Source organism: Mycobacterium barrassiae (assembly GCF_025822765.1).
Classification (GTDB): Bacteria; Actinomycetota; Actinomycetes; order Mycobacteriales; family Mycobacteriaceae; genus Mycobacterium; species Mycobacterium barrassiae.
Genome location: NZ_JACKUK010000016.1, coordinates 291,071 through 314,553, shown reverse-complemented (window position 1 = coordinate 314,553; position 23,483 = coordinate 291,071). Strand labels below are relative to the sequence as shown.

At 64.1% G+C, this 23,483-nt stretch carries 23 protein-coding genes and 2 tRNA genes; 11 read left to right on the top strand and 14 right to left on the bottom strand.

All coding sequences use genetic code 11. The annotated features are described in order from the left end of the window. Positions 1-11: 11 nt before the first annotated feature. A complete protein-coding gene (locus H7J93_RS07385; RefSeq protein ID WP_267305628.1) occupies positions 12-1,391 on the bottom strand; it encodes a rhodanese-like domain-containing protein in 1,380 nt (459 codons plus the stop codon). Between the two features lie 206 nt (positions 1,392-1,597). Between H7J93_RS07385 and H7J93_RS07380 the strand changes: the two genes are divergently transcribed. From H7J93_RS07380 to H7J93_RS07370, 3 genes are all read left to right on the top strand, one after another. Continuing rightward, entirely contained in the window at positions 1,598-2,188 is a 591-nt protein-coding gene (locus H7J93_RS07380; protein WP_267305627.1) for a rhodanese-like domain-containing protein, read from the top strand. A gap of 5 nt (positions 2,189-2,193) precedes the next feature. Continuing rightward, positions 2,194-3,069 (top strand): sulfite exporter TauE/SafE family protein, encoded by an 876-nt coding sequence (locus tag H7J93_RS07375; RefSeq protein ID WP_267305626.1) that lies wholly within the window; start codon positions 2,194-2,196, stop codon positions 3,067-3,069. Between the two features lie 70 nt (positions 3,070-3,139). After that, positions 3,140-3,409: a metal-sensitive transcriptional regulator gene (locus H7J93_RS07370; protein WP_267305625.1), complete on the top strand. Its 270-nt coding sequence runs from the start codon at positions 3,140-3,142 to the stop codon at positions 3,407-3,409. A gap of 244 nt (positions 3,410-3,653) precedes the next feature. Here the strand turns inward: H7J93_RS07370 and H7J93_RS07365 are convergent, their stop codons facing one another. After that, complete coding sequence (locus H7J93_RS07365) at positions 3,654-4,490, bottom strand: hypothetical protein (RefSeq protein ID WP_267305624.1); 837 nt, start codon at positions 4,488-4,490, stop codon at positions 3,654-3,656. 116 nt (positions 4,491-4,606) lie between these two features. On the opposite strand from H7J93_RS07365, the gene H7J93_RS07360 reads away from it, so the two are divergent. Then, complete coding sequence (locus H7J93_RS07360) at positions 4,607-5,506, top strand: hypothetical protein (protein ID WP_267305623.1); 900 nt, start codon at positions 4,607-4,609, stop codon at positions 5,504-5,506. 467 nt (positions 5,507-5,973) lie between these two features. Here the strand turns inward: H7J93_RS07360 and H7J93_RS07355 are convergent, their stop codons facing one another. Continuing rightward, positions 5,974-6,291, bottom strand: coding sequence for a hypothetical protein (locus tag H7J93_RS07355; RefSeq protein ID WP_267305622.1), 318 nt, complete (start codon positions 6,289-6,291; stop codon positions 5,974-5,976). Here H7J93_RS07355 and H7J93_RS29390 point away from each other — a divergent pair. Continuing rightward, positions 6,202-6,714, top strand: a complete 513-nt coding sequence (locus tag H7J93_RS29390) for a tyrosine-type recombinase/integrase (RefSeq protein ID WP_372507805.1) — start codon at positions 6,202-6,204, stop codon at positions 6,712-6,714. The two genes, H7J93_RS07355 and H7J93_RS29390, sit on opposite strands and share 90 nt — an antisense overlap. A 64-nt stretch (positions 6,715-6,778) precedes the next feature. On the opposite strand, the gene H7J93_RS07350 is transcribed toward H7J93_RS29390, so the two are convergent. Further along, entirely contained in the window at positions 6,779-8,953 is a 2,175-nt protein-coding gene (locus H7J93_RS07350) for a glutamine synthetase III family protein (protein ID WP_267305621.1), read from the bottom strand. Between the two features lie 374 nt (positions 8,954-9,327). On the opposite strand from H7J93_RS07350, the gene H7J93_RS07345 reads away from it, so the two are divergent. From H7J93_RS07345 to H7J93_RS07325, 5 genes are all read left to right on the top strand, one after another. After that, on the top strand, positions 9,328-10,734 hold the full coding sequence (locus H7J93_RS07345) for an HNH endonuclease signature motif containing protein (RefSeq protein ID WP_267305620.1): 1,407 nt from the start codon (positions 9,328-9,330) through the stop codon (positions 10,732-10,734). 112 nt (positions 10,735-10,846) lie between these two features. Then, positions 10,847-11,272 (top strand): IS1096 element passenger TnpR family protein, encoded by a 426-nt coding sequence (locus tag H7J93_RS07340; RefSeq protein WP_267305619.1) that lies wholly within the window; start codon positions 10,847-10,849, stop codon positions 11,270-11,272. Positions 11,273-11,388: 116 nt separating this feature from the next. Then, positions 11,389-13,752 carry an FdhF/YdeP family oxidoreductase gene (locus H7J93_RS07335; RefSeq protein WP_267305618.1) on the top strand — a complete coding sequence of 788 codons (2,364 nt, stop codon included), beginning with the start codon at positions 11,389-11,391 and terminating at the stop codon, positions 13,750-13,752. Further along, positions 13,752-14,576: a formate dehydrogenase accessory sulfurtransferase FdhD gene (gene fdhD / locus H7J93_RS07330; protein ID WP_267305617.1), complete on the top strand. Its 825-nt coding sequence runs from the start codon at positions 13,752-13,754 to the stop codon at positions 14,574-14,576. The genes H7J93_RS07335 and fdhD overlap by 1 nt, the downstream gene beginning before the upstream one ends. A gap of 75 nt (positions 14,577-14,651) precedes the next feature. After that, positions 14,652-15,956, top strand: a complete 1,305-nt coding sequence (locus H7J93_RS07325) for a nucleotide disphospho-sugar-binding domain-containing protein (protein WP_267305616.1) — start codon at positions 14,652-14,654, stop codon at positions 15,954-15,956. A 205-nt stretch (positions 15,957-16,161) separates the two neighbouring features. Here the strand turns inward: H7J93_RS07325 and clpX are convergent, their stop codons facing one another. The 6 genes from clpX to H7J93_RS07295 form a co-directional block, all read right to left on the bottom strand. Beyond that, complete coding sequence (gene clpX / locus H7J93_RS07320; RefSeq protein WP_267305615.1) at positions 16,162-17,442, bottom strand: ATP-dependent Clp protease ATP-binding subunit ClpX; 1,281 nt, start codon at positions 17,440-17,442, stop codon at positions 16,162-16,164. A 288-nt stretch (positions 17,443-17,730) separates the two neighbouring features. Beyond that, positions 17,731-18,054, bottom strand: coding sequence for a hypothetical protein (locus H7J93_RS07315; protein WP_267305614.1), 324 nt, complete (start codon positions 18,052-18,054; stop codon positions 17,731-17,733). A 102-nt stretch (positions 18,055-18,156) separates the two neighbouring features. Continuing rightward, positions 18,157-18,804 (bottom strand): ATP-dependent Clp protease proteolytic subunit, encoded by a 648-nt coding sequence (locus H7J93_RS07310; RefSeq protein WP_267305613.1) that lies wholly within the window; start codon positions 18,802-18,804, stop codon positions 18,157-18,159. After that, complete coding sequence (locus H7J93_RS07305; protein WP_083150212.1) at positions 18,801-19,403, bottom strand: ATP-dependent Clp protease proteolytic subunit; 603 nt, start codon at positions 19,401-19,403, stop codon at positions 18,801-18,803. Before H7J93_RS07305 ends, H7J93_RS07310 begins: the two co-directional genes overlap by 4 nt. A gap of 107 nt (positions 19,404-19,510) precedes the next feature. Then, the gene (gene tig, locus H7J93_RS07300) at positions 19,511-20,935 is read right to left on the bottom strand and encodes a trigger factor (RefSeq protein WP_267305612.1); all 1,425 of its coding nucleotides are present in this window, start codon (positions 20,933-20,935) and stop codon (positions 19,511-19,513) included. A gap of 40 nt (positions 20,936-20,975) precedes the next feature. Beyond that, positions 20,976-21,049: transfer RNA gene (locus tag H7J93_RS07295), tRNA-Pro, on the bottom strand. A 118-nt stretch (positions 21,050-21,167) separates the two neighbouring features. Between H7J93_RS07295 and H7J93_RS07290 the strand changes: the two genes are divergently transcribed. After that, a tRNA-Gly gene (locus H7J93_RS07290) sits at positions 21,168-21,241 on the top strand. A gap of 37 nt (positions 21,242-21,278) precedes the next feature. Here H7J93_RS07290 and H7J93_RS07285 read toward each other — a convergent pair. The 4 genes from H7J93_RS07285 to H7J93_RS07270 form a co-directional block, all read right to left on the bottom strand. Beyond that, on the bottom strand, positions 21,279-21,875 hold the full coding sequence (locus H7J93_RS07285; RefSeq protein WP_267305611.1) for a TetR/AcrR family transcriptional regulator: 597 nt from the start codon (positions 21,873-21,875) through the stop codon (positions 21,279-21,281). 108 nt (positions 21,876-21,983) lie between these two features. Beyond that, positions 21,984-22,175, bottom strand: a complete 192-nt coding sequence (locus H7J93_RS07280; protein WP_267305610.1) for a ferredoxin — start codon at positions 22,173-22,175, stop codon at positions 21,984-21,986. Then, the gene (locus tag H7J93_RS07275) at positions 22,175-22,543 is read right to left on the bottom strand and encodes a cytochrome P450 (protein ID WP_267305609.1); all 369 of its coding nucleotides are present in this window, start codon (positions 22,541-22,543) and stop codon (positions 22,175-22,177) included. The genes H7J93_RS07280 and H7J93_RS07275 overlap by 1 nt, the downstream gene beginning before the upstream one ends. Next, positions 22,509-23,420, bottom strand: coding sequence for a cytochrome P450 (locus H7J93_RS07270; protein ID WP_267305608.1), 912 nt, complete (start codon positions 23,418-23,420; stop codon positions 22,509-22,511). Before H7J93_RS07270 ends, H7J93_RS07275 begins: the two co-directional genes overlap by 35 nt. Positions 23,421-23,483 lie beyond the last annotated feature (63 nt).

The window sequence follows — 23,483 nt, the reverse complement described above, 5'->3', positions numbered from 1 at the left end:
CCTCGGACTACTCAGGCGCTCTGAATGGCTTCTTCCCAGGCGCCGTAGCCGCCGAGGATGTCGCTCACGTCGGTGAAACCTTTCTGCCTCAACAGGCTTGCCGCGACCGAGGACCGGTATCCGCCTGCGCAGTACACGACAGTCGGCTTGGTGGGATCGAGCTCGTCCACTCGGGTGGGCAACTGCCCCACTGGAATCGGGACCGCGTTCGGGATGGTTCCGGCCTCGACCTCGCCCGGGTTGCGGACGTCGACGATCTGCAGGTCGGTGAGCTCAGATGCCCGCTCGTCGAACGCCTTCGCGGTCAACCGAGAGGCCACCTGGACGTCTTCCTGATGGGCGAACATCGCCTGATACGGCTCGGCCAGGTAGCCGATCACCCGGTCGAATCCGATTCGGGCGAGCCGGTTCTTGCCTTCCAGCTCTTGGCCGGGCTCGGTGAACAGGACCACGTCGACGTCGGACGGCAAAACCGATCCGGCGAATTCGGCGTAGCGACCTTCGAGTCCGATGTTGATCGCGCCACGCAAGTGGCCCTGCGCGAATTCTTCGGGGGTGCGTCCGTCGACCAAGACCGCTCCGCCGTCGATCGCCTTGCGGACCTGTTCGTAGGTCATCGCCGTCGGTATCTTGGTCTCGTCGAGCAATTCGCGGTCCTTGCGGTTGAGGATTGCGTCGTAGACGAAGTACCCGGGCGCGGGCGGCTGGCCCTCGGTGACGAGGTTCATGAACGTCGCCTTGTCGGGTGCCCGCAGCGCGTAGTTCGTCGCCTTCTGGTCCCCCATCGTCGACCACAGATCGGTCGACAGGTTCTTGCCGCACGCCGATCCCGCGCCGTGCGCCGGGTACACCCGGGTGGCGTCGGGAAGCGTCATCAGCTTGTCGTGCAGCGAGTCGTACAGCTTGTCGGCCAGTTCCTCGCGGGTGAAGCCGATCGATGCCAGGAGGTCGGGGCGACCGACGTCGCCGATGAAGAGCGCGTCGCCGGTCAGGACGCCGTACGGGGTCTCGTCATCGGCATGTTCGTAGACCACGATGCTCAGCGATTCCGGGGTGTGTCCCGGGGTATGGCGAAACTCCAGCGTGACGTCGCCGAGCGAATACCGTTCGCCGTCGGCGACCCCCATCGACTCGAACTCGGTCTCCGCGACCGACGAGTAGACGATCTTGGCCCCGGTCGCCTTCGCCAGTTCCAGGTGGCCGGACAGGAAGTCGGCGTGGAAGTGGGTTTCGATGACCAGTTCGATCGTCAATCCGAGTTCCTTGGCGTCCGCCAGATACTCGGCGATATCGCGCTGCGGGTCGACAACGACTGCGCGCCCAGTGGTTTCGTCGGCCACCAGGTACGACGCGTGCGACAGGCAGTCCAAGTAGTACTGGATGAATTTCATGGCCTGGGTCCTTTCGTTCAGGTCGGGTCTTGCCATCCTGGCATATACCCCTACGGGTATGTCAAGTACCCTATGGGGTATGTTATTCCCGTCTTGACAATACCCATGGGGGTATGTTTCTCTAGTGTTCTCAACATACCCCCAGTGGTATCGAAGTCTCTAGAGGCTTTCGTCACCGCCGGCCCATCCGAAAGGACCCGATCACCATGACCGCTCCCACCATGATCGATTCGCAGGACCTCAGCGAACGCCTCAGTTCGGATGCGCCGCCGCGAGTTCTCGACGTCCGAACCCCTGGTGAATTTGAGACTGCGCACATCGCCGGCGCCTACAACGTTCCCCTGGACCTGTTGCGCGAACACCGGGACGAGATCACCAAACACCTCGACGAAGAGGTGGTACTGGTCTGTCGTTCCGGGCAGCGGGCAGCGCAGGCCGAAGAGACTCTGCGGGCAGCCGGGCTGGGAAATGTGCACATCCTCGACGGCGGGATCGTCGCCTGGGAAGCCAAGGGCTTCGCCGTCAACCGCGGCGCACCGCGGTGGGATCTCGAGCGCCAGGTCCGCCTCGTCGCTGGTTCAATCGTGCTGACCAGCATTCTTGCCAGCATCGGCGCGCCGAAACTCAAGTGGGTCGCCGCGGCGATCGGGGGCGGATTGACCTTCGCGTCGCTGACGAACACCTGCGCAATGGGAATGGCGCTGTCGAAGCTGCCGTACAACCGCGGCGCCAGATGCGACGCCTCGACGGTTGTGTCGCAGCTGGTCGGATCCGCAGGCGACCGGAAAGCGAAGTAGCGATCATGATCGCCCTGACCGTTGCACTCGCGGTGTTCGTCGGCATCGCGTTGGGCCTGCTCGGCGGCGGCGGATCGATCCTTACCGTCCCGCTGCTCGCTTACGTCGCAGGTATGGACGCCAAACAAGCCATCGCCACATCTCTATTGGTGGTCGGCGTCACCAGTGCGATCGGCGCTATCTCACACGCACGCGCCGGCCGGGTGCAGTGGCGCACCGGCCTGATCTTCGGAGCGGCAGGCATGGCCGGCGCCTACGTCGGCGGCGTGCTGGCCCGGTTCATACCCGGGACCGTCCTGCTCATCGGCTTCGCCGTCATGATGATCGCCACCGCGATCGCCATGCTGCGCGGGCGGAGAGACAACGCCGACTCCGTTGAGGCTCACCGCATTCCCATCGTCAAGGTCGTTGGCGAAGGTCTCGTGGTCGGGCTGGTGACCGGCCTTGTCGGAGCGGGCGGTGGCTTCTTGGTGGTGCCTGCGCTGGCGCTCCTCGGCGGATTGCCGATGCCCGTCGCCGTGGGCACCTCGTTGATCGTGATCGCGATGAAATCCTTTGCGGGCCTTGCTGGCTACCTGTCCAGCGTGCAGATCGACTGGACGTTGGCGCTCATGGTCGCCGCCGCGGCGGTCGCGGGAGCGCTGATAGGTGCCCGGCTGACGGCGATGGTCAATCCCGACACTCTTCGCAAGGCCTTCGGCTGGTTCGTACTGGCGATGTCCTCGGTGATCCTGGCTCAGGAGATCCACCTCGCGGTGGGGTTGGGCGCAGCAGCGATCACAGCGGTCGCCGCGGCGATGTATTTCGCCTGCAGCCACAGTGGGTTCTGTCCGCTGCGGCGGCTCACTCGCACGTCACCCATGAGGGCCGCAACGGCCTGACCTAACCTCCCCACATACCCCGGAGGGTACTATGAAGTTAACCGAGTCTCATCGAAAGAAGGACAGTGCAATGGTTGGTGACGAGGACAGCATCGCCGCGGTGCTGAACCGGCTGCGACGCGCACAAGGACAACTGGCTGGGGTCATCTCGATGATCGAGGACGGCCGGGAGTGCAAGGACGTCGTCACCCAGTTGGCTGCGGTGTCGAAGGCACTCGACCGCGCCGGATTCAAGATCGTCGCCACCGGTCTCAGGGAATGTGTGACCGGTTCTGCCGCCAACGGAGCCGCACCGATGAGCGAAGCGGAACTCGAAAAGCTGTTCCTAGCCCTAGCCTGAGCACCGAACGAGGGATCGCCGAGTGCGGGAATGCGAGTCACCAGATCCCATATAGGGATGGACCTCCCCCACACTCGGCGACGACTCACAAAATGTAGAGCATCGTTCAACTGGCCTTTTACGGTGATGTGACGTTGTTGGAAACCGTGGAGAAATAGCGCCTGGACAGGCAATATCACGAACAATCAAGACTGCCAAACGGCACCAACTGCGGCCCCACTGCGGCCCGAGATTGGTAGGAGAGTCAGTCGGTCCCCGCGTCGGGCAGGAAGACGCTCGGACGAGCAATCGGTACATCTACGTCCAAAAATTCGGTCGTCCGAGTGAACTCCAAAGGGTGAATGTCGGCTAGCCCGCACCCCCAGCCGAACAGAGTAAGACCGGTGATCGTTGGGTGAACGCGGAAAACCTCTGGGAAAGGCAGACCTTCTGGGAATGGCCTATCCATTTCCTTCGGGTTGCCGATCAGATATCCGTCACCAATCAAGTCAAACCGCAACAGTCCGGTGAGGACATCCGTAACTACCGCATCCTGGGAGAGGTCAGGAACGACTTCAGCGAGGATTGGGGTCAGCTCTTCGTCGTTCACGTACATGACCGCCTTGGTGATGCCGTCGTCCGTCCTTAGGTCGATATCGGTTTTCCCGTGCAACGCAAGCGCCCACTCTCGATAGAAAATAAAGTGCGCACGAAGCTGCAAGGCGCTCATCGAAGTAATCATCTTCGACCACGAGACTCCCCGGTCATCCCTGCCGCTTGGTGTGATCCCCGCAGCCAGTACGCCACCTAGGTAGTCCGTCATCAGTTCGTCGTCGCTGTAGGTTCCCTCTTCAAGCAATGTCCATGCGAGCCTCGGCGCAACCGTGCCATTCTTGCGAGCCTGTTTCTCAAGCTTGCGCTCCGCCTTTTCGGCGATCTTCTCTGCGTTGTTCAGCCGGTAATGGAGGTTGCGGCGAAGATACTCTCCGATTTCGTCCCCTGCCGGGCCAAACATGCGGGTCAGCACGTTCCCCGTCGCTTCGGAGACACCCTTACCCACCGACTCAATCGCTTTCGCTGCACCGATCGAAGGTTCCACCATGCGCTACACGCTACTTCGGCCCTGAGCGGACCGGGACGATGCGCGAGGGCGGGGGCGTTGCCATTGGGCGAATGAGGGAAACTGATCGCTATGTCCGTAGGCAGCAAGATCACTAAGTGGATTGCAGCTCGCCGCAAAGACTTCCTCCCTTTGAGTCTGACTACCGGCGGTGTTCTTACAGTGCCGCAGCGATCTGGCGTGGCTCGTCAGTCGACTTCCACAATTTTTGGCTCAACGTGTTGGCGACACTTGCACTGCTGGGGCCCGGTCTTGTGCTCAGCAACTTGCTGGTGTCCCGCTTCGAGACGATCCGTTCGCGGGAGGAGGCCGAAAGCCGCACAGAACCGTTGTTAATTTTTGTGCACGGGCTGTTTTCGGGTTTCATCGACATGGCGAACGATTTGCTTTCGATGGTGTCAGCCGAAGTTCGCAAGGCTGACCCCAAAGCTTTCGGTTACGACCACTTCCCGAAACCACACACGCTGCCAGCACTACGTGATGTCCTCGAAGAGGCCTTCCGCACTATCGAGGCCTTCGACGCCAACCCGCCACCCGCTGTAACGACTAGGCTGCCCTTGCCTGACCATGGACTCTCATTTCCACGGACAAAGTTGATCCTTACCGTGGTTGAAATGATGGATCGCGAAATCCCGATGCCGTTGACGGTGCTGGGGGCTCACGGGCTATGGGATTACTCCAACAACGTTGGCGTCGACTTCATCGATGCGTATCCCAACGAAAACCCTTTGAGGGCCCCTGGAGACGACTTCCGCAACGTAATCTCATCGCAGGTTGGATTCGCTGCGATAGCGAATTACTGTGAGGCGGGTGCGCGGGGACGAGCGAAGCGACACGTGGCCACGGTGAGTTATACCGAGTGCGTGATGAATTCGTTGCGACAAGCCGAAATGGTACTGACGCATATCATTTCAGATGTACCAGACGAGATTTTGCCGTCGGCGGAGCGGATAGCCGATCTCACAAAGGGCCGGACCAGCGAAGTGGCTGAGGGATGATCGCCAGACGATAGAGCAGACCCCCACTCGTCTGGTTGCGCAGTAACGAATGAGGGTCCGTGTTGGGGTGGTATTTCCTTCCGAGAAAACCACCCCTGCGCACACTGGTGGACTTCCCGAGCCCCAGCGGCGCATTGCTTACCTAGCGCGAACGCGGTATCTGTTGAGCACAAACAGTTCCGACAGAGACCAGCCATTCCAACTATCAAAGCTGGCTGATTGTGGACCTTTTGTCACCGAATGCCGGATCTGGGAGGGGTTGTGATGAAACCTAGCCGTCGCGGAGAGGATCACGGCCCGAAGATCAGCTTCGACCGTTCCGTCGTCGTAAAACCCGTTCCCGCGAGTGTAGCCCTTGGCCAGAGCGGCAATCAATTCCAATTCCGCTGCTGCCCTGACGGGTTCAATCTGAAGGCGCGGTGCCACCAAGGTTGTGAGGTCGGCAGCGGTGGGTAGTGCTGCCATGACTAAGCCGCGTCGTATAGACGAACCACGCCAGCAGGGTTGGCGAAACCGAACGAAACACGGGCAGTCGCACGAACCTGCACAGCGTCATAGTCGAACGCCGCGTCAGCGCTCTTGACGACCGTGGTACCGGTGCGCTGAACGATATAGACCAGACCGGCAATGTCATTCCGACTACTGCTCAGGTTGGCGATGCTCTGCACCATGCGCCAGAAGGTTTCACCGCGTTTGTGGCGCTGTGCGCGTTTGGTGGCCTGCGTCTGGGAGAAGCTGCGGGACTTAAGGTTTCGGACATTGACTTTATGCGCCGCGAGGTACATGTTCAGCGACAGGCCCAGTTGGTGAACGGTGGTGGCGTGGATATCCGGCCACCCAAGTACGGCAGTGAACGCACCGTCTACATTCCAGAAGAACTAGTAACAATTCTGTCTGAGCATGTGCGCCTTCACATACCCGGCGATGATCCCGACCGTTGGATGTTCCCCGGCGACGGCGAGAACCCGCTTCATCAGAACTCAGCGTGGTACCTGTGGAACAAAACACGCACCAAAGCCAAGGTGAGTTTCAAACTGCATGACCTGCGGCACTTCTACGCATCGGGTCTCATCGCTGCCGGGTGCGACGTGGTGACTGTGCAACGGGCAATGCGCCACGGGTCAGCGTCGTTGACGCTAAACACGTACTCGCGCATCTGTGGCCGAAGGCTGAGGACCGTACCCGCAGTGCTGCGGCCCAGATGTTGAGCGAGGCACTTACTGCGGCCCGAGTGCGGCCCGATGCGCAGTAAATGCCCGCTGAACTGCTAACTCAGAGGATGTAGAGCATTTCCTGATAGGTGGGTAGCGGCCAAAGATCGTCGGCCACAACGCCTTCCAGCGTGTCGGCGGCCTCCCGCACCGTGGCCATCGCCGACAGGATGGTGTCGCGGTAGTGCAGCGCCTCCTCGACTGCCCCGTCGACGTGTGTGCCCATCGCGGCCTTGAGATCGCTCAGCGCCTTGGTTAGATCGGCGATCGGCGCAGAGACTCTTTCCAGTAGCGTGGTGTCCGCCTCGACGCCGGCCGCCTTCAAGGCCGCGACGTTCTGGGCGAGTTCGGTCTGGTACCGGATCGCGGCCGGCAGGATCACGGTCGAACCGATCTCCAGGGCCAGCTTGGCCTCCACCGCGATGGTCAGCACGTACTGCTCGAGCCGCACCTCGTAGCGGCTGTAGAGCTCGCGCTCGTTGAAAACCCCGTACTTCTCGAAAAGCGCGATGGACTCCGGCTTGATCAGCTCGGGGATCGCATCCGGCGTGGTCTTCAGGTTGGGCAGACCACGCGCGGCCGCTTCGATCTGCCAGTTCTCCGAGTAGCCGTCGCCGTTGAACACCACCGCGCCGTGCTCGGTGATGATGTCGGTCAGCAGCTTCTGCACCGCCGAGTCGAAGTCCTCGCCGTCAGCGACGGCCTTCTCCAGCAGGGTCGCCATGTAGTCCAGCGAGTCGGCCATGATCGTGTTGATGATGATCATCGGCACCGCGACCGTCTGACCCGAGCCCGGCGCGCGGAACTCGAACCGGTTGCCAGTGAACGCAAACGGGCTGGTGCGGTTGCGGTCACCGGGGTCCGTGGGCAGCGCCGGCAGGGTGTCGACGCCGATGTGCATGACGCCCTTGCCCTTCGAGGAGGTCGCGGCCCCCTTGGCGATCTGCTCGAAGACGTCGGCGAGCTGCTCGCCGAGGAAGATCGAGATGATTGCCGGCGGAGCCTCATTGGCACCCAACCGGTGATCGTTGGTGGCCGAGGCCACCGAAACCCGTAGCAGGCCGCCGAACTTGTGCACCGCCCGGATCACCGCCGCGCAGAAGACCAGGAACTGCGCGTTCTCGTGCGGGGTGTCACCGGGCACCAGCAGGCTGCCGAACTGGGAGTTACCCACCGAGAAGTTGACGTGCTTACCCGAACCGTTGACTCCGGCGAACGGTTTCTCGTGGAACAGGCACTCCATGCCGTGCTTGTGAGCGATCGTCTTGAACACCGTCATCAGCAGCTGCTGGTGATCGGAGGCGATGTTGGCGCGCTCGAACATCGGCGCGACCTCGAACTGCGCGGGCGCGACCTCGTTGTGCCGAGTCTTGGCCGGGATGCCGAGTTTGAACAGCTCCCGCTCGGTATCCATCATGAAGCCCAGCACCCGCTCAGGCACTGCACCAAAGTAATGGTCGTCGAACTCCTGGCCCTTGGGCGGCTTGGCGCCGAACAAGGTGCGGCCGGCATTGATCAGGTCCGGGCGGGCGAGGAAGAAGTGCCGGTCGACCAGGAAGTACTCCTGCTCGGGGCCGCAGAATGAGACGACGTTTTCAAAGTCGGTGTGGCCGAATAGCTTCAGAATCCGCGCGGCGTGCGTGCCCATCGCCTGCTGGCTGCGCAGCAGCGGCGTCTTGAAGTCGAGAGCCTCACCGGTCATCGACACGAACACCGTGGGGATGCACAGCGTGTTGCCGTTCGGGTTCTCCAGGATGTAGGCGGGGCTGGTGACGTCCCACCCGGTGTAGCCGCGTGCCTCGAAGGTGCTGCGGAGGCCGCCGGACGGGAAGCTTGACGCGTCGGGCTCACCCTGAATCAGGGTCTTGCCTGCGAATTCGGCCAGTGTCTGCCCGTCAGAGATCGGTTCGAGGAAGCTGTCGTGCTTCTCGGCGGTCAACCCGGTCATGGGATAGAAGACGTGCGCGTAGTGCGTGGCGCCCTTCTCCAGCGCCCAGTCCTTCATGGCGACGGCGACCGTGTCGGCGACTGCGGGGTCCAGCTTGACGCCCTTCTCGATCGTGGCGATGACCGACTTGTAGACCGACTTGGGCAGCCGCGTCTGCATCTCGGCCTTGGTGAACACGTTCGATCCGAAGATCTCGCCCGGCTCCTCGCCGGGGTCGAAGCTCACCGCCGGCGGCTCGTAGGCCTCGACGTTGACGATCGCCTGCAGCCGCACTGCATTTCCGCTCAATGAAGTTCCTATCGCCGCGAGTCCGCACCCTTTGCGGACGATGACCGGCCAACAGTAGGAACCTCGCGTTCCAGGATTGTTACGCGCCCGTCAACGACAGAATGCGTTTGCTCGATCCACAGCGTCTCGGGACGCCAATGTGGTCCACGAGTCTCGACACCTCTCGGCGGTTCCACTCGGCCGCCGCGCAATATCAATGTGCCGATCCTGGTGTCTCGGGACATCGCTTACACATAGGTCCATGTCCTGAGACATATCTATGTGCCAACCTGAGCGACAAAGTCGCCCGGCGGGTGGCTACTCAGTTCACTTGAATCCGTTGTGTCACTTGGGTTCCAGTGGTCACATTCCCGGGCTGGCCTGTCGGTAGTCGAATGTATGTTCGAATTATGTTGGCGACGCCGGTGCAGGTAGCCCTGACCGCGCTGCGCACCGCCCACGACTCACTGGCCGCCTGCGACCTGGATTCCCTGACCCATCGCGAACTGCTCGCGGTGCTCGACGAGCTGGAAACCCTGAACTGCCAACTACCCACCCAATGGCATCGCGCCCTGGCCCGGCTACAAGCGGAAACCACCCCCAAAGAACTCGGCGCCAAGTCGTGGAAAGAGGTACTGGCGATCCGGTGGCGCATCACCACCACCGAGGCCGGGCGCCGCCTGAACGCCGCCGTTGAGCTCGGACCCAGACAAGCCTTGACCGGTCAACCGTTGGCGCCGGTGCTGCCGGCCACCGCCGCCGCCCAAGCCGCCGGGCGCATCAACGGCGAGCACGTGGACAAGATTCGCGACGCCATGCACCACCTACCCTCTTTCGTCGACACCACCACCCGCGAGCAGATCGAACACCAGCTCGTAGCCACCGCCACCGGCGTCGGGCCCACCGAACTGAAGAAGGTCGCCGACAAACTGCTGTTCCTGCTCGACCAGGACGGCCCCGAACCCGACGACACCGAACGCGCCCGCAAACGCGGCTTCACCATCGGCCCCCAACACCGCGACGGCACCATCTCCTTCCAAGGCACCTTCACCCCAGAGGGGTGGGCCATCTACGAACCCATCCTGGCCAAATGGTCGGCACCGGGCATGTGCAATCCCGACGATGAAAGCCCGTGTCTGACCGGCACCCCGACTCAAGAGCAGATCGACACCGATCACCGCACCTTGGCCCAACGCCGCCATGACGCCCTCGTCGCGCTGGGCCGCCACCTGATGGAATCCGGCGACCTCGGCCAACACAATGGGCTGCCGGCCACCATCATCATCCGCACCACCCTGCAAGACCTCGAGTCCCGCGCCGGGGTGGGCACCACCGGCGGCGGCACCACCCTGCCGATCACCGACCTGATTCGCCTCGCCGGGCGAGCCAACCACTGGCTCGCGATCTTCGACGGCGCCACCGGCCAAGCCCTCGACCTGTTTCGCGCCAAGCGCACGGCCACCGCCGCGCAGCGGATCATGCTCATCGGCCGCGACGGCGGCTGCACCAAACCCTGCTGCCCCGTGCCCGCCTACGGCACCCAGGTCCACCACGCCCGCGCCGACTGGGCCGACGGCGGCAACACCAACGTCAACGACCTCGCGCTGGCCTGCGGGCCCGACAACCGCCTCGTCGACAAAGACGGCGGCTGGACCAACACCATCAACGACCGCGGCGAGGTCGAATGGATCCCTCCACCCGACCTGGACACCGGCCAAACCCGCATCAACTACTACCACCGCCCCGAACTCCTCCTCCGCCCACCAGAAGAGCCAAATGAAAATCCCGAACGCGGACCATAGAGAGCGCTCCGCGTCGCGTGCTTGGATCTGGACCATGGCCCGCACATGGTGGTCGATCCGTGTTGATCTCGTCGGCGGACGCGGCGAGTACTTGTGGCCACGACCTGGACGAATGCTTGCAGTATCGAGCTCGCACACGTTCGCGCAGCTCGCTGACGCGATCAATACCACTTTCGCTCGGTGGGACCTGTCGCACCTCTATCAATTCACCACGGCCGACGGCCGGCTGATCGGCCTGCCCGAGTTGGACGATGCCGATGACATGCTCGACGCACACGCCACCAAGCTGAGCACTATCGCCGCAGGCGACCGTTTCGCTTTCGAGTTTGATTTCGGCGACGGCTGGACACATCTCTGCACGGTCGGCGACCAACCCATCGATCCGTCGACAGAGCTCGGCGGCACGCCGCGCCAACCATTGGTCTACTTCGGTTGGGGCACAATCCCCGACCAGTACGGCCGAGAGTCGGCCGACGAAGGTCACGAACCACCGCCCGATCCGAAGCTCCGCGACCTCCCTGCACTCATCGACTGGTAGCGAAGCCAACCGACACGGAAGTCGCATCGCATGCCCGCAGCACTGCTCGGGTAGACCTGTGGTGTCGGCGAAGCAACCGCCGACGTCTCGGTTCAACGACGACCTAGGCTGGGCATATGCAGTTAGGCAGACGACGCGACGTCACCCGCGATTTCGATGCAAGCTACGACGAGCATGCGGTCGTCACGACCGGCCCCGAGCGCGAGGCTGCCGGGGTCAAGGCCGTGCTGGTGTCGCTGCAACGCGGGCTCAAATCCATGGGAGCGTGGCGGACCGGCGCATCACTCTTGCGGCTCAATCAACGCCACGGGTTCGACTGCCCCGGCTGCGCATGGCCCGAGGAACACGGTGGCCGCAAGTTCGCCGAGTTCTGCGAGAACGGCGCCAAGGCAGTCGCCGAGGAAGCGACCAAGCGCGTCGTCACTCCCGATTTCTTCGCGCGGCATTCCATCGCCGACCTCGACGGCCGACCCGAGTACTGGCTGTCCCAGCAAGGACGGCTCACCCACCCGATGGTGCTCCGTCCCGGTGACGACCACTACCGGCCGATCGACTGGGACGACGCCTACCGTCTGATCGCCGACGAGCTACGAGCCCTCGACAACCCCAACGAGGCCATCTTCTACACCTCCGGACGCACCAGCAACGAGGCGGCGTTCCTCTACCAGCTGATGGTCCGCAGCTTCGGCACGAACAACCTGCCCGACTGTTCCAACATGTGCCACGAGTCCTCCGGCGCCGCGTTGATCGAAGCGATCGGCGTCGGCAAGGGTTCGGTCACCGTCGAGGACGTCTCCAACGCCGACCTCATCATCATCGCCGGTCAGAATCCCGGCACCAACCATCCCCGCATGCTTTCGGTGCTCGAGAAGGCAAAGGAGAACGGCGCCAAGATCATTGCCGTCAACCCGCTGCCCGAGGCGGGGCTGATCCGATTCAAGGACCCCCAGAAGGTGCACGGTGTCGTCGGCCACGGCATCCCGATCGCCGACGAGTTCGTCCAGATCCGCCTCGGCGGCGACATGGCGCTGTTCGCCGGACTCGGCCGGCTGTTGCTGGAGGCCCAGGACAAGGCCGGTCCGGGAGTCCAAATCGTCGACCGCGACTTCATCGCCAAGTACTGCGCGAACTTCGAAGAGTACGAAGCTCAAACACGCGCCGTCGACCTCGACACCGTGCTGGAAGCGACCGGCATCGAGCGCGCGCAACTGGAGAAGGTCGCGCAGATGCTGATCGACTCCGAGCGCACGATCGCATGCTGGGCCATGGGACTCACCCAGCACCGCCACGCCGTGCCGATGATCTCCGAGATCACCAACGTGCTGCTGATGCGCGGCATGATCGGTAAGCCCGGCGCCGGATTGTGCCCTGTGCGAGGACATTCCAACGTCCAAGGCGACCGCACGATGGGCATCTGGGAGAAGATGCCCGACGCCTTCCTCGCCGCGCTCGACAACCACTTCGGCATCGTCAGCCCTCGCAAACACGGAGTCGACACTGTCGACGCCATCCGCGCCATGCGCGACGGGCGGGCCAAGGTCTTCATGGGCATGGGCGGCAACTTCGCCACCGCGACACCCGACACCGCGGTCACCGAGGCCGCATTGCGCAACTGCTCCCTGACCGTGCAGGTGTCCACGAAGCTCAACCGCAGCCATGTCGTCCACGGCCGCACCGCGTTGATCCTGCCTTCCCTCGGGCGCACCGACCGCGACCTCCAGCGAGGCATCAAACAGCGAGTGTCCGTTGAGGATTCGATGTCGATGGTGCACCTGTCGCGCGGCAGCCTGCACCCGCCCAGCGACCAGGTGCGCAGCGAGGTCGCGATCATCTGCCAGCTGTCGCGCACTCTGCTCGGGCCCGACCACCCGGTGCCCTGGGAGGCGTTCAACGACGACTACGACAAGATCCGCGACGCCATCGCCGCCGTGGTCCCCGGCTGCGACGACTACAACGCCAAGGTGCGTGCGCCCGACGGCTTCCAGTTGCCGCACGGCCCGCGCGATTCCCGCATCTTCCCCACCAGCACAGGGAAAGCCAACTTCGCCGTGAACCCGCTGCAGTGGGTGCCGATCCCCGAAGGCAGGGTGATCCTGCAGACGCTGCGCAGCCACGACCAGTACAACACCACGATCTACGGCCTCGACGACCGCTACCGCGGCGTGAAGGGCGGCCGTCGCGTCGTGTTCGTGAACAAGGCGGACATCGACCGATTCGGGCTCCGCGAGGGCGACCGCGTCGACCTGGTATCGGAATTCCCAAGCGGCGACGGCGAAATCCAGGAGCGGCGGGCCAAGGACTTCATGGTGGTGCCCTACGAGACGCCCGTCGGCAACGCGGCGGCGTACTACCCGGAGACCAACGCGCTGGTTCCCCTCGATCATGTTGCGGAGCGGTCGAATACGCCGGTGTCGAAGGCTGTGGTCATCCGGCTGGAGCGTTCCTCGGGTGTGCGGGACGAAGATCGGGTGGTCACCTAGTGGGGCGTGTGACGGCGCGACGCCGGGTGCAACATGTCACGGCCGAACAGGCCGTCGCACGACCGGAGACCCTTGTCGTCGAGGAACCGCTGGAGATCCGGGTCAACGGCACTCCGCTCACCGTCACGATGCGCACCCCGGGTTCGGACGTCGAACTCGCCCAAGGCTTCCTGCTCACCGAGGGCGTCATCGCCCGCCGCGACGACGTACTCACCGTGCGCTACTGCAAGGGCGCCGGCCCGGACCAGGTCAACACCTACAACGTGCTTGACGTGACCCTGGCCCAAAGTGTCCCGATGCCTGATGTCGATGTCACACGCAACTTCTATACGACGTCGTCATGCGGGGTGTGCGGGAAGGCCTCGCTCGAGGCGGTGCGCACGATCAGCAAGCACGGTCCCGGCGACGATCCCTCGACCGTCGCCGCCGAAACACTGTCCGCGCTCCCCGACCGCCTGCGCGACGAACAGAAGGTGTTCGCCAGTACCGGCGGACTGCACGGCGCCGCGCTGTTCGACGTCGACGGCACCACACTGGTGGTGCGTGAGGACATCGGCCGGCACAACGCCGTCGACAAAGTCATCGGTTGGGCGCTGGAGAACGACCGGATACCCCTGACCGCGACCGTCCTTCTGGTCAGCGGGCGCGCGTCGTTCGAGCTCACTCAGAAGGCCGTGATGGCCGGCATTCCGGTGCTCGCCGCGGTGTCCGCGCCGTCGTCACTGGCCGTCGACCTCGCCAGCCAGTCGGGGCTGACCCTGGTGGCATTCCTGCGCGGCGATTCGATGAACGTCTACACCCGCCCGGACAGGGTCACCCACTAGCGTCTACCTGCGATCTCCACCCGATCTCCACGAAACCTCCAAGCTTGCGGGCCCGAGGATCAAGAGCATCGAGGTATGCCAGAAATCCTCATCGCCTCGCTGTCGCCCACCGGCCACATCGGGCCGCTGCTCAATGTCGCGCACGGTCTTGTCGACCGTGGTGACCGCGTCACAGTCCTGACCGCGGCCACGCACGCCCGCAAGATCCGGGCGATCGGAGCCACTCCTGTCGCGATCCCGCCCGAGGCCGACTTCGACATGACCCGCCTCGACATCGATCTGCCCGGCCGGACCGACACGTCGGGCATCAAGCGAGTCAACTTCGACATCGTGCGCATCTTCCTGCAGCCGATGCCGCTGCAGACACGCGCGCTGTCGGAGCTCATGGCCCAGACACGCTTCGACGCGATCCTTTTTGACGCAGGTTTCTTCGGAACCCTGCCGTTCCTGCTCGGCGACCCCGCGGCCCGACCGCCGATGCTCAGCTACAGCACGATGCCGCTGGTACTGAGCAGCCGCGACACCGCCCCCTTCGGTATGGGACTGGCGCCGTCGTCGACCATGCTGGGACGGCTGCGCAACCGGTCGCTGACAGCACTGTCGCACAAGGTGCTGTTGCGCGAGACACAGAATGTCGCCAACCATCTGCTCGACCGCTTGAACAGTCGGCAGCTGCCCACGTTCGTCCTGGACTCCGGCAAGCTCGCCGACCGCTACATCGCGCCGACGGTGCCCGAATTCGACTATCCGCGAAGCGATCTGCCTGCCAACGTGCGCTACGTCGGCGCGGTACACCCGGGCCCGTCGCGAGGATTCCGCCGTCCGCCGTGGTGGTCGCAACTCGACGGTGATCGACCGGTCGTGCATGTCACGCAGGGCACCATCGACAACGCGGACCTCGGCCGGCTGATCGAACCGACCATCGACGCGCTCGGCGGTGAGGACGTCATCGTGGTGGCCACCACCGGCGGCCGCGACGTGTCCCAGCTCAAGGTGCCACTGCCGGCCAATACCTATGTCGCGGAATACATCCCGCATGACCTCCTGCTGCCCAGGGTCGACGTCATGGTCACCAACGGAGGGTACGGCGCGGTGCAGCGGGCGTTGTCGATGGGTGTTCCGCTGGTCGTGGCGGGCAACACCGAGGACAAGCCGGAAGTCGCCGCGCGCGTCGCGTGGACCGGCGCGGGTGTCAACCTCAAGACAGGAACACCGGGCCCCGGCGCGATCCGCGCCGCGGTCCGCAAGGTGCTCGGCGACGGTCGTTATCTCCGTGCGGCGCGGAACCTCGAGACGGCCTTCGCCCGACGCGACGGCGTGGCCGAGATCGCGGCACTGGTCGACGAGGTCATCGCCCAGCGTGAGGAGGTGAAGCGATGAGCTCGTGTGCAGATCCGTTCGGCCGGCCGCCTATGCCAGCGCCCAATGCCGAACCGGTCGGGTGGCGTAGTCGGCTACGCGTGCCTCTGTCGAACTTCCGGACCACGGTGGAGCCATGGTTGACACGCTGCAATACGTCGCGATAGTCGGTTACCTGACCTGGTGCCTCATCAGCTCGCTGGCCAGTACGCTGCGGCCCTGAGGGCTATGCGCTCTTGTCGCGCCGCTCGGTGCGAGCCGGCTTGCGGGGGACGATCGTCGGGAGCACGTTGTCCTCGACGGTCTCCTTGGTGACGACCACCTTGGCGACGTCGTCGCGGCTGGGGATGTCGTACATCACCGGCAGCAGGACCTCTTCCATGATGGCGCGCAGGCCGCGGGCTCCGGTGCCGCGATGGATGGCCTGATCGGCGATCGCCTCCAGCGCCGCGCCCTCGAACTCCAGCTCGACGCCGTCCATCTCGAACAGCCGCGTGTACTGCTTGACGAGGGCGTTCTTCGGTTGGGACAGGATCGTGACGAGCGAGTCCTTGTCGAGGTTCGTCACCGAGGCGACGACCGGCAGACGACCGATGAACTCCGGGATCAGCCCGAACTTGATCAGGTCCTCCGGCATGACCTCGGCGAAGTGGTCCTGGGTGTCAATCTCGGCCTTGGAATGCACCTCGGCGCCGAAGCCAAGGCCGCGCTTGCCCACGCGGTCGGAGACGATCTTCTCCAGCCCGGCGAATGCGCCCGCGACGATGAACAGCACGTTGGTGGTGTCGATTTGGATGAACTCCTGGTGCGGATGCTTGCGCCCGCCCTGCGGAGGCACCGATGCCTGGGTGCCCTCCAGGATCTTGAGCAGCGCCTGCTGCACGCCCTCACCGGAGACGTCACGGGTGATCGACGGGTTCTCGCTCTTGCGGGCGATCTTGTCGACCTCGTCGATGTAGATGATGCCGGTCTCGGCGCGCTTGACGTCATAGTCGGCGGCCTGAATCAGCTTGAGCAGAATGTTCTCGACGTCCTCGCCGACGTAGCCGGCCTCCGTCAGCGCGGTGGCGTCCGCGATGGCGAACGGGACGTTCAGCATCTTCGCCAGCGTCTGCGCGAGGTAGGTCTTGCCGCAGCCGGTGGGGCCGAGCATCAGGATGTTGGACTTGGACAGTTCGACCGGCTCGGCGCGCGAATCGCGCATCTTCTCGCCGGCCTGAATGCGCTTGTAGTGGTTGTAGACGGCCACGGCCAGCGTGCGCTTGGCGGTGTCCTGGCCGATGACGTAGCCCTCGAGGAATTCGCGGATCTCCGCGGGCTTCGGCAGCTCGTCGAGTTTTACGTCGTCGGCATCGGCCAGTTCCTCTTCGATGATCTCGTTGCAGAGATCGATGCATTCATCGCAGATATAGACGCCCGGACCCGCAATGAGCTTCTTGACCTGCTTCTGGCTCTTTCCACAGAACGAGCACTTCAGCAGGTCACCGCCGTCTCCGATGCGCGCCATCTGGTGAGGTCCTACTTTCCTGTTAGCAAAAGGTCTTTAGTCGATTCACCCCGGGTGTTGGACCCGACGCTACCCGCTTGTTCCGGCGCGAGGCGACCGATAAAGCCGAATCGCGTAGTTGGTATTCATCTGTGTGCGCAGAACATATCGCCTAACAGCCCCCGTAACCGCTGGAACGCGCTGGCGCGGCCCTGGCGTGTCGCCGCCGTTACCGGTTCGGGAGCCATCCGCAACCAAAGTACCCGCCGCAAAGCGGTTACTCACAACCGAACAGCTACCGAACGCGTCCTATCGGCGGGGCGGCCCGACGGGTCCCGGACCCACCGGTCCCGGCCCAACCGGACCAGGCCCCACTGGCCCGACGACGCCGCCGACCCCAACGGGGCCTGCGGGCCCGACCACCGGGTTCGGCGGGTTCACGTAGACCGTCGCTTCGACCGGGACGCACTGGAGGGTGTAGACGTCCCAGTACATCGCGTACGGGCATGCCGGTGGTGGGGGCGGTGGAGGCGGTGGCGGTTGGGCGATGCTGACCGCCGACGATCCCAACTGCCCCAAGATGCCGCCGGCCAATGCCAGTGCCGCGACGCCGAGCCGAAGCCCCACCTTCATGACCCTCCCTTGTCCACGTGCCCGTCAGTTTCGACAGCTTGCCATGGACGACGGCCGCGGAGACGCGGTTTCAGAGGCATTGCCGCGAGGGCAACAGTCAGGTCAGGCGGTCTGCGCCGAGAGCTTGCGGTACTCGAGCACCGTGTCGATCACGCCGTACTCCTTGGCCTCCTCGGCCGTCAGGATCTTGTCGCGATCGGTGTCCTTGCGAATCTGCGCAGCGTCCTTGCCGGTGTGATGGGCCAGCGTCGTCTCCATCAACGTGCGCATCCGCTCGATCTCCTTGGCCTGAATCTCCAGGTCGGAGAACTGGCCCTGGATGACGCCGGACAGCGCGGGCTGGTGGATCAGAATGCGGGCGTTCGGCAGCGCGAGCCGCTTTCCGGGCGTGCCGGCAGCCAGCAGCACGGCAGCGGCCGACGCAGCCTGCCCGAGGCAGACGGTCTGAATGTCAGCGCGGACGTACTGCATGGTGTCGTAGATCGCCATCAGCGACGTGAACGAGCCACCCGGCGAGTTGATGTACATGGTGATGTCGCGGTCGGGATCGAGCGACTCGAGCACCAGGAGCTGGGCCATGATGTCGTTCGCCGAGGCGTCGTCGACCTGCACGCCGAGAAAGATGATGCGTTCCTCGAAGAGCTTGTTGTACGGGTTGGACTCTTTGACGCCGAAGCTCGAGTGCTCGATGAACGACGGCAGGATGTAACGGGCCTGGGGCGCCAAGCGCGGATCTGTATGGTCGGTCATTTGTCTAGTCCTGCTCCTGGTCCTGAGCCGTTGACGCTGGCGCTGGTGATGATGTGGTCGACGAAGCCGTACTCGAGGGCCTCCTGCGCGGTGAACCAACGGTCGCGGTCGGAGTCGGCCTCGATCCGCTCGATGGTCTGACCGGTGAACTCGGCGTTCAGCCGGAACATCTCCTTTTTGATGACCGCGAACTGCTCGGCCTGGATCGCGATATCGGCGGCGCTGCCGGTGACCCCGCCCAGCGGCTGGTGCATCAGGATCCGCGCGTGCGGCAGGGCGTAGCGCTTGCCCTTGGTGCCCGCGGCGAGGAGGAACTCACCCATCGACGCGGCCATGCCCATCGCGTACGTGGCGATGTCGCACGGCGCGAGCACCATCGTGTCGTAGATCGCCATGCCTGCGCTGATCGAGCCGCCCGGCGAGTTGATGTAGAGGTGGATGTCCTTGCTGGGGTCTTCGGCGGACAGCAGCAGAATCTGTGCGCACAGCCTGTTGGCGATGTCGTCGTCGACCTGTGATCCCAGGAAGATGATGCGCTCGGACAGCAACCGCTCGTAGACAGAGTCGACGAGGTTGAGACCGGGCGATGCACCACGCATGTCAGTCACGACTGGATACCTGCTTTCTTTCAAGGCCTAACACTCACCGACACTAACCAACCTGCAGCGGCGCGCACTCCCTGGACGGGGCGCTTTCGCTCACAGCGTCACTGGGCGTCGGCGGTTTCCTCATCGGAGGCTTCATCGTCGTCGGCGTCGGCTGCGTCATCGGCTGCAGCCTCGTCCGCTTCGGAAGTGGCCGCCGCCGGACCCGTCCGCGAGAAGAACTCCGAGGTGTCCACCACTTCGCCGTTCGAGTCGGTGACGGTGGCGTTCTCGACGATCTCAGCCACGGCCAGCCCACGGCGCACGTCCGCGAACAACGCCGCAAGCTGGTTGTTCTCCTGCAGCGCGGCGAGCAGCTGTTGCGGCTCCATGCCGTACTGCTGCGACATCAGGATCAGCCGCTGGGTGATGTCGTTCTGTCCGACCTGGATGTCGAGCTTGTCGGCGATCGCATCCACGAGCAGCTGGGTCTTGACGGCCTTCTCCGCGTTGGTGCGGTTCTCCTCGTCGAACTTCTCGCGGCTGCTGCCCTGCGCCTCGAGCGCCTCGGCGAACCGCTCCTCGTCGTGGTCCAGACCGTGGATGGCGTTGTGCAGCGCCTCGTCCACCTGCGCCTGCACGATGTTCTCGGGCAGCGGCACGTCGACTTGCTCGAGCAGCGTCTCCAGCACCTTGTCCCGGATCAGCTCGGCCTGCTGTACGCGCTTGAGCCGCTTCACCTGCTCGGTGAGGCTGTTCTTGAGCTCCTCGATGGTGTCGAATTCGCTTGCCAGTTGGGCGAATTCGTCATCAGGCTCGGGCAGCTCGCGCTCCTTGACCGACTTGACGGTGACGGTCACCTGGGCGTCCTCGCCGGCGTGCTCACCCGCGACGAGCTTGGTGGTGAAGACGCGCGTCTCCCCCTCCTTGAGGCCGACGATCGCCTCGTCGAGGCCCTCGATCAGCTGACCGGAGCCGACCTCGTGCGACAGGCCCTCGGTGTTGGCTTCGGGGATCTCTTTGCCGTCGACGGTGGCCGACAGGTCGATCGAGACGAAGTCGCCGTTCTGGGCGGCGCGGTCCACACCGGTCAGCGTGCCGAAGCGCGCCCGGAGGGACTCCAGCTCGGCGTCGACCTCTTCGTCGGTGACCTCGATGGCGTCGACTGTGATCTTCAGCGCATCGAGCTCCGGGAGCTCGAGGTCGGGCCGGACGTCGACCTCAGCGGTGAACTCCAGGTCCTCGCCGTACTCCTTCTTGGTGACCTCGATCTCGGGCTGACCGATCGGACGGAGGTCCGAGCTGGAGACCGCCTCGCTGTAGCGACCGGGCAGAGCGTCGCTGACGACCTGGTCCAGCATCGCCTCGCGGCCGAAGCGGGCCTCGAGCAGCTTGCGCGGCGCCTTGCCGGGCCGGAAGCCGGGCAGCCGCACCTGGCTGGCCAACTGCTTGAAGGCGCGATCGAACTCGGGCTCGAGTTCGGTGAAGGGCACCTCCACGTTGATGCGAACCCTGGTCGGGCTCAACTTCTCGACGGTGCTCTTCACGATCGTGCTCCTTGTTGCTCTGGTCTATGGACGGGTGCAGTCGGGGTGACAGGATTTGAACCTGCGGCCTTCCGCTCCCAAAGCGGATGCGCTACCAAGCTGCGCTACACCCCGCGCCGATGGCCGCCTCCAAAACGCAGAACGACCACGCGAGATACTACGGCCTGGACACGCGATGCCCTTAATTGGATTTGATTCCGTCGGCGCCGGTACAGTGCCTGGTGCAACATACGCGGGCGTAGCTCAATGGTAGAGCCCTAGTCTTCCAAACTAGCTACGCGGGTTCGATTCCCGTCGCCCGCTCCAACGACCGCCTCGCGCAAGCTTGGGCGACTGGCGGTCCTCACGGCGACGTGGGCTGCGATGCCGCCGACGCGGGGTGTTCACGATCGGCCGGGCGCCGGGCGTTGAGGAGTTCGGCGAGCACCAGGTTCAGCGACGTGCGCAGGTGTTCGACCTCGGGCAACGGCTGGGTCTGCTGGTAGCCCGTCAGCGTGAAAAGCGCCATCCGAGCCAGGGTTTCGGCCTCTCGGGGATCGTCGATCAGCCGGAGCACCGTGTCGTAGGTGACCTGGTAGCGCTGCTGGTCGACGACGGTCTGAATCTGGCGAACTTCCTGATCGCTGTGCGACCAGGCCCGGATGGCCGCCTCGGCGCGATGAGGGAATGCGCAGGCGAAATCGATCAGGGTGGTCAACGAACGCTGCGGGTCCTCTTGCCTACGGGCGATCTCCGCCAGGTTCAAGGTCCGGTCGTTGAGCCAGAACTCCAGAAACGCCGTCTTGAATCCAGCCCAGCTGCCGAAGTAGTTGTAAAACGACCCCGTCGTCACCTCGAGCCGGCGACACAGCGGCGCCATCTTCAACCCGCCGTGGTCGGCTTCGGCCAGGAGTTCGATGGCTGCCGAAAAGTAGTCCTTCCGCTCCACCAATTTGTGCATGAACTACCACTCCGTCCGGCGACTCGCGTCCCAGGATAGGCAAAAGGTGCGCGCAGTCGCCCTGGTAGCCGGAGGTGGCGCCGGGGTCGATATCGGTCCGCTTGGATATCAGTCCGCCAGGGCCAGCGCCCGCGCCGGGCAGTTGCCGATGGCTTCCTGCACGGCCGGCACATCGTCAGCGGATACCTCGTCGACCACGACGCGTCCCAGGCCGTCGTCACCGACCTCGAACACGCTGGGCGCGGTGGCTTCGCACAATCCGATACCTGCGCATTTAGTGGGATCCACGAGAGCCTTCATCAGCTGCTCACTGTGCGCGGGCCGGGCGTGAAGGCGACCGGCAACGACGACAGTCCGTAGGCCCAGTTCGACGGCACGAGTTCGGGGGTGCCGTCGAGCCGCAGATCCTTCATCCGGCCCAGGACCTCTTCGAAGATGACACGCAGTTCCAGCCGCGCCAGGCTCGCGCCCAGACAGAAGTGCCGGCCGCCGCCGAACGCCATGTGGTCGGGCTTGGGGCGGTGGATGTCGAAGGTGTCCGCGTTCTCGAACACGGCCTCGTCGCGCGATCCGCTGCCATACCACATGACGACCTTGTCACCGGCGTTGATCTGCTTGCCGCCGAGCTCGACGTCACGCGTGGCGGTGCGGGCGAACCACTGCACCACAGACGTCCAGCAGCAGTTCCTCGATGGCGTTGGGAATCAGGCTCGGGTCGTCGTAGAGCTCATTCAGCGCGTCGGGATGCTCGATGAGCGTGCGCAGCCCGGCGGCGGCGGTGTTGCGCGTGGTGTCGTTGCCCGCGAAGGTCAGCAGCCCGAAGAACATGACGATCTCCAGGTCGTTGAGCTTCTCCCCGTCGACCTCGGCGTTGCGCAGCCGCATCACCAGGGAGTCCTCGACGGCAGCTTCCATCTGCTGCATCACCTGCTGGGCCAGATAGCCGGCCATCTCACCGAAGACCACGGCCCCGGTGTTGGACTCCGTCGCCCGGATGCCCTGCTCGATGCGCTCGGTCCAGTCATAGAACTTGGGCAGATCCTCCTCGGGCGCGCCCATCAGCTCCATCAGAATGTGCAGCGGGATCGGCACCGCGATGTCCGCGGCGAAATCCGCCTTGCCGGCTTCGATGACGTTGTCGATGGTCTTGGCGACCCGCGCGCGGACGCCCTCTTCGAGCTTCGCCACCGAGGCAGGGGTGAACACCTTGGCCACGATCTTGCGGTAGCGGGTGTGCGTGGGCGGGTCCATATACAGCAGCATGTTGCTGATCACGTCCAGGTTCACCAGCTGATCAGGGTTGATGAACACGCCGCCCTTGGCGCTGGAGAAGGTCTCCGAGTCATGGCTGACGGTCGAGATGTCGGCGTGCCGGAACAGCGCCCAGCAGCCGGTGCCGTCGGGCAGCGGGTTCCAGTGCACGGGTGCTGCGTCGCGCATCCGCTTGAACAGCTCGTGCGGGGGACCGTCCACCCACCACTGCGGATCGAAGACATTCACGTCCGCGACGGCCACCTCGGCCTCGCTCAACAGACTCGTCGACATTGTTTTCTCCCACGTTCGGCCACAGATCCGACTGAAACATAAGTTATGTTACAGTTGCGTACG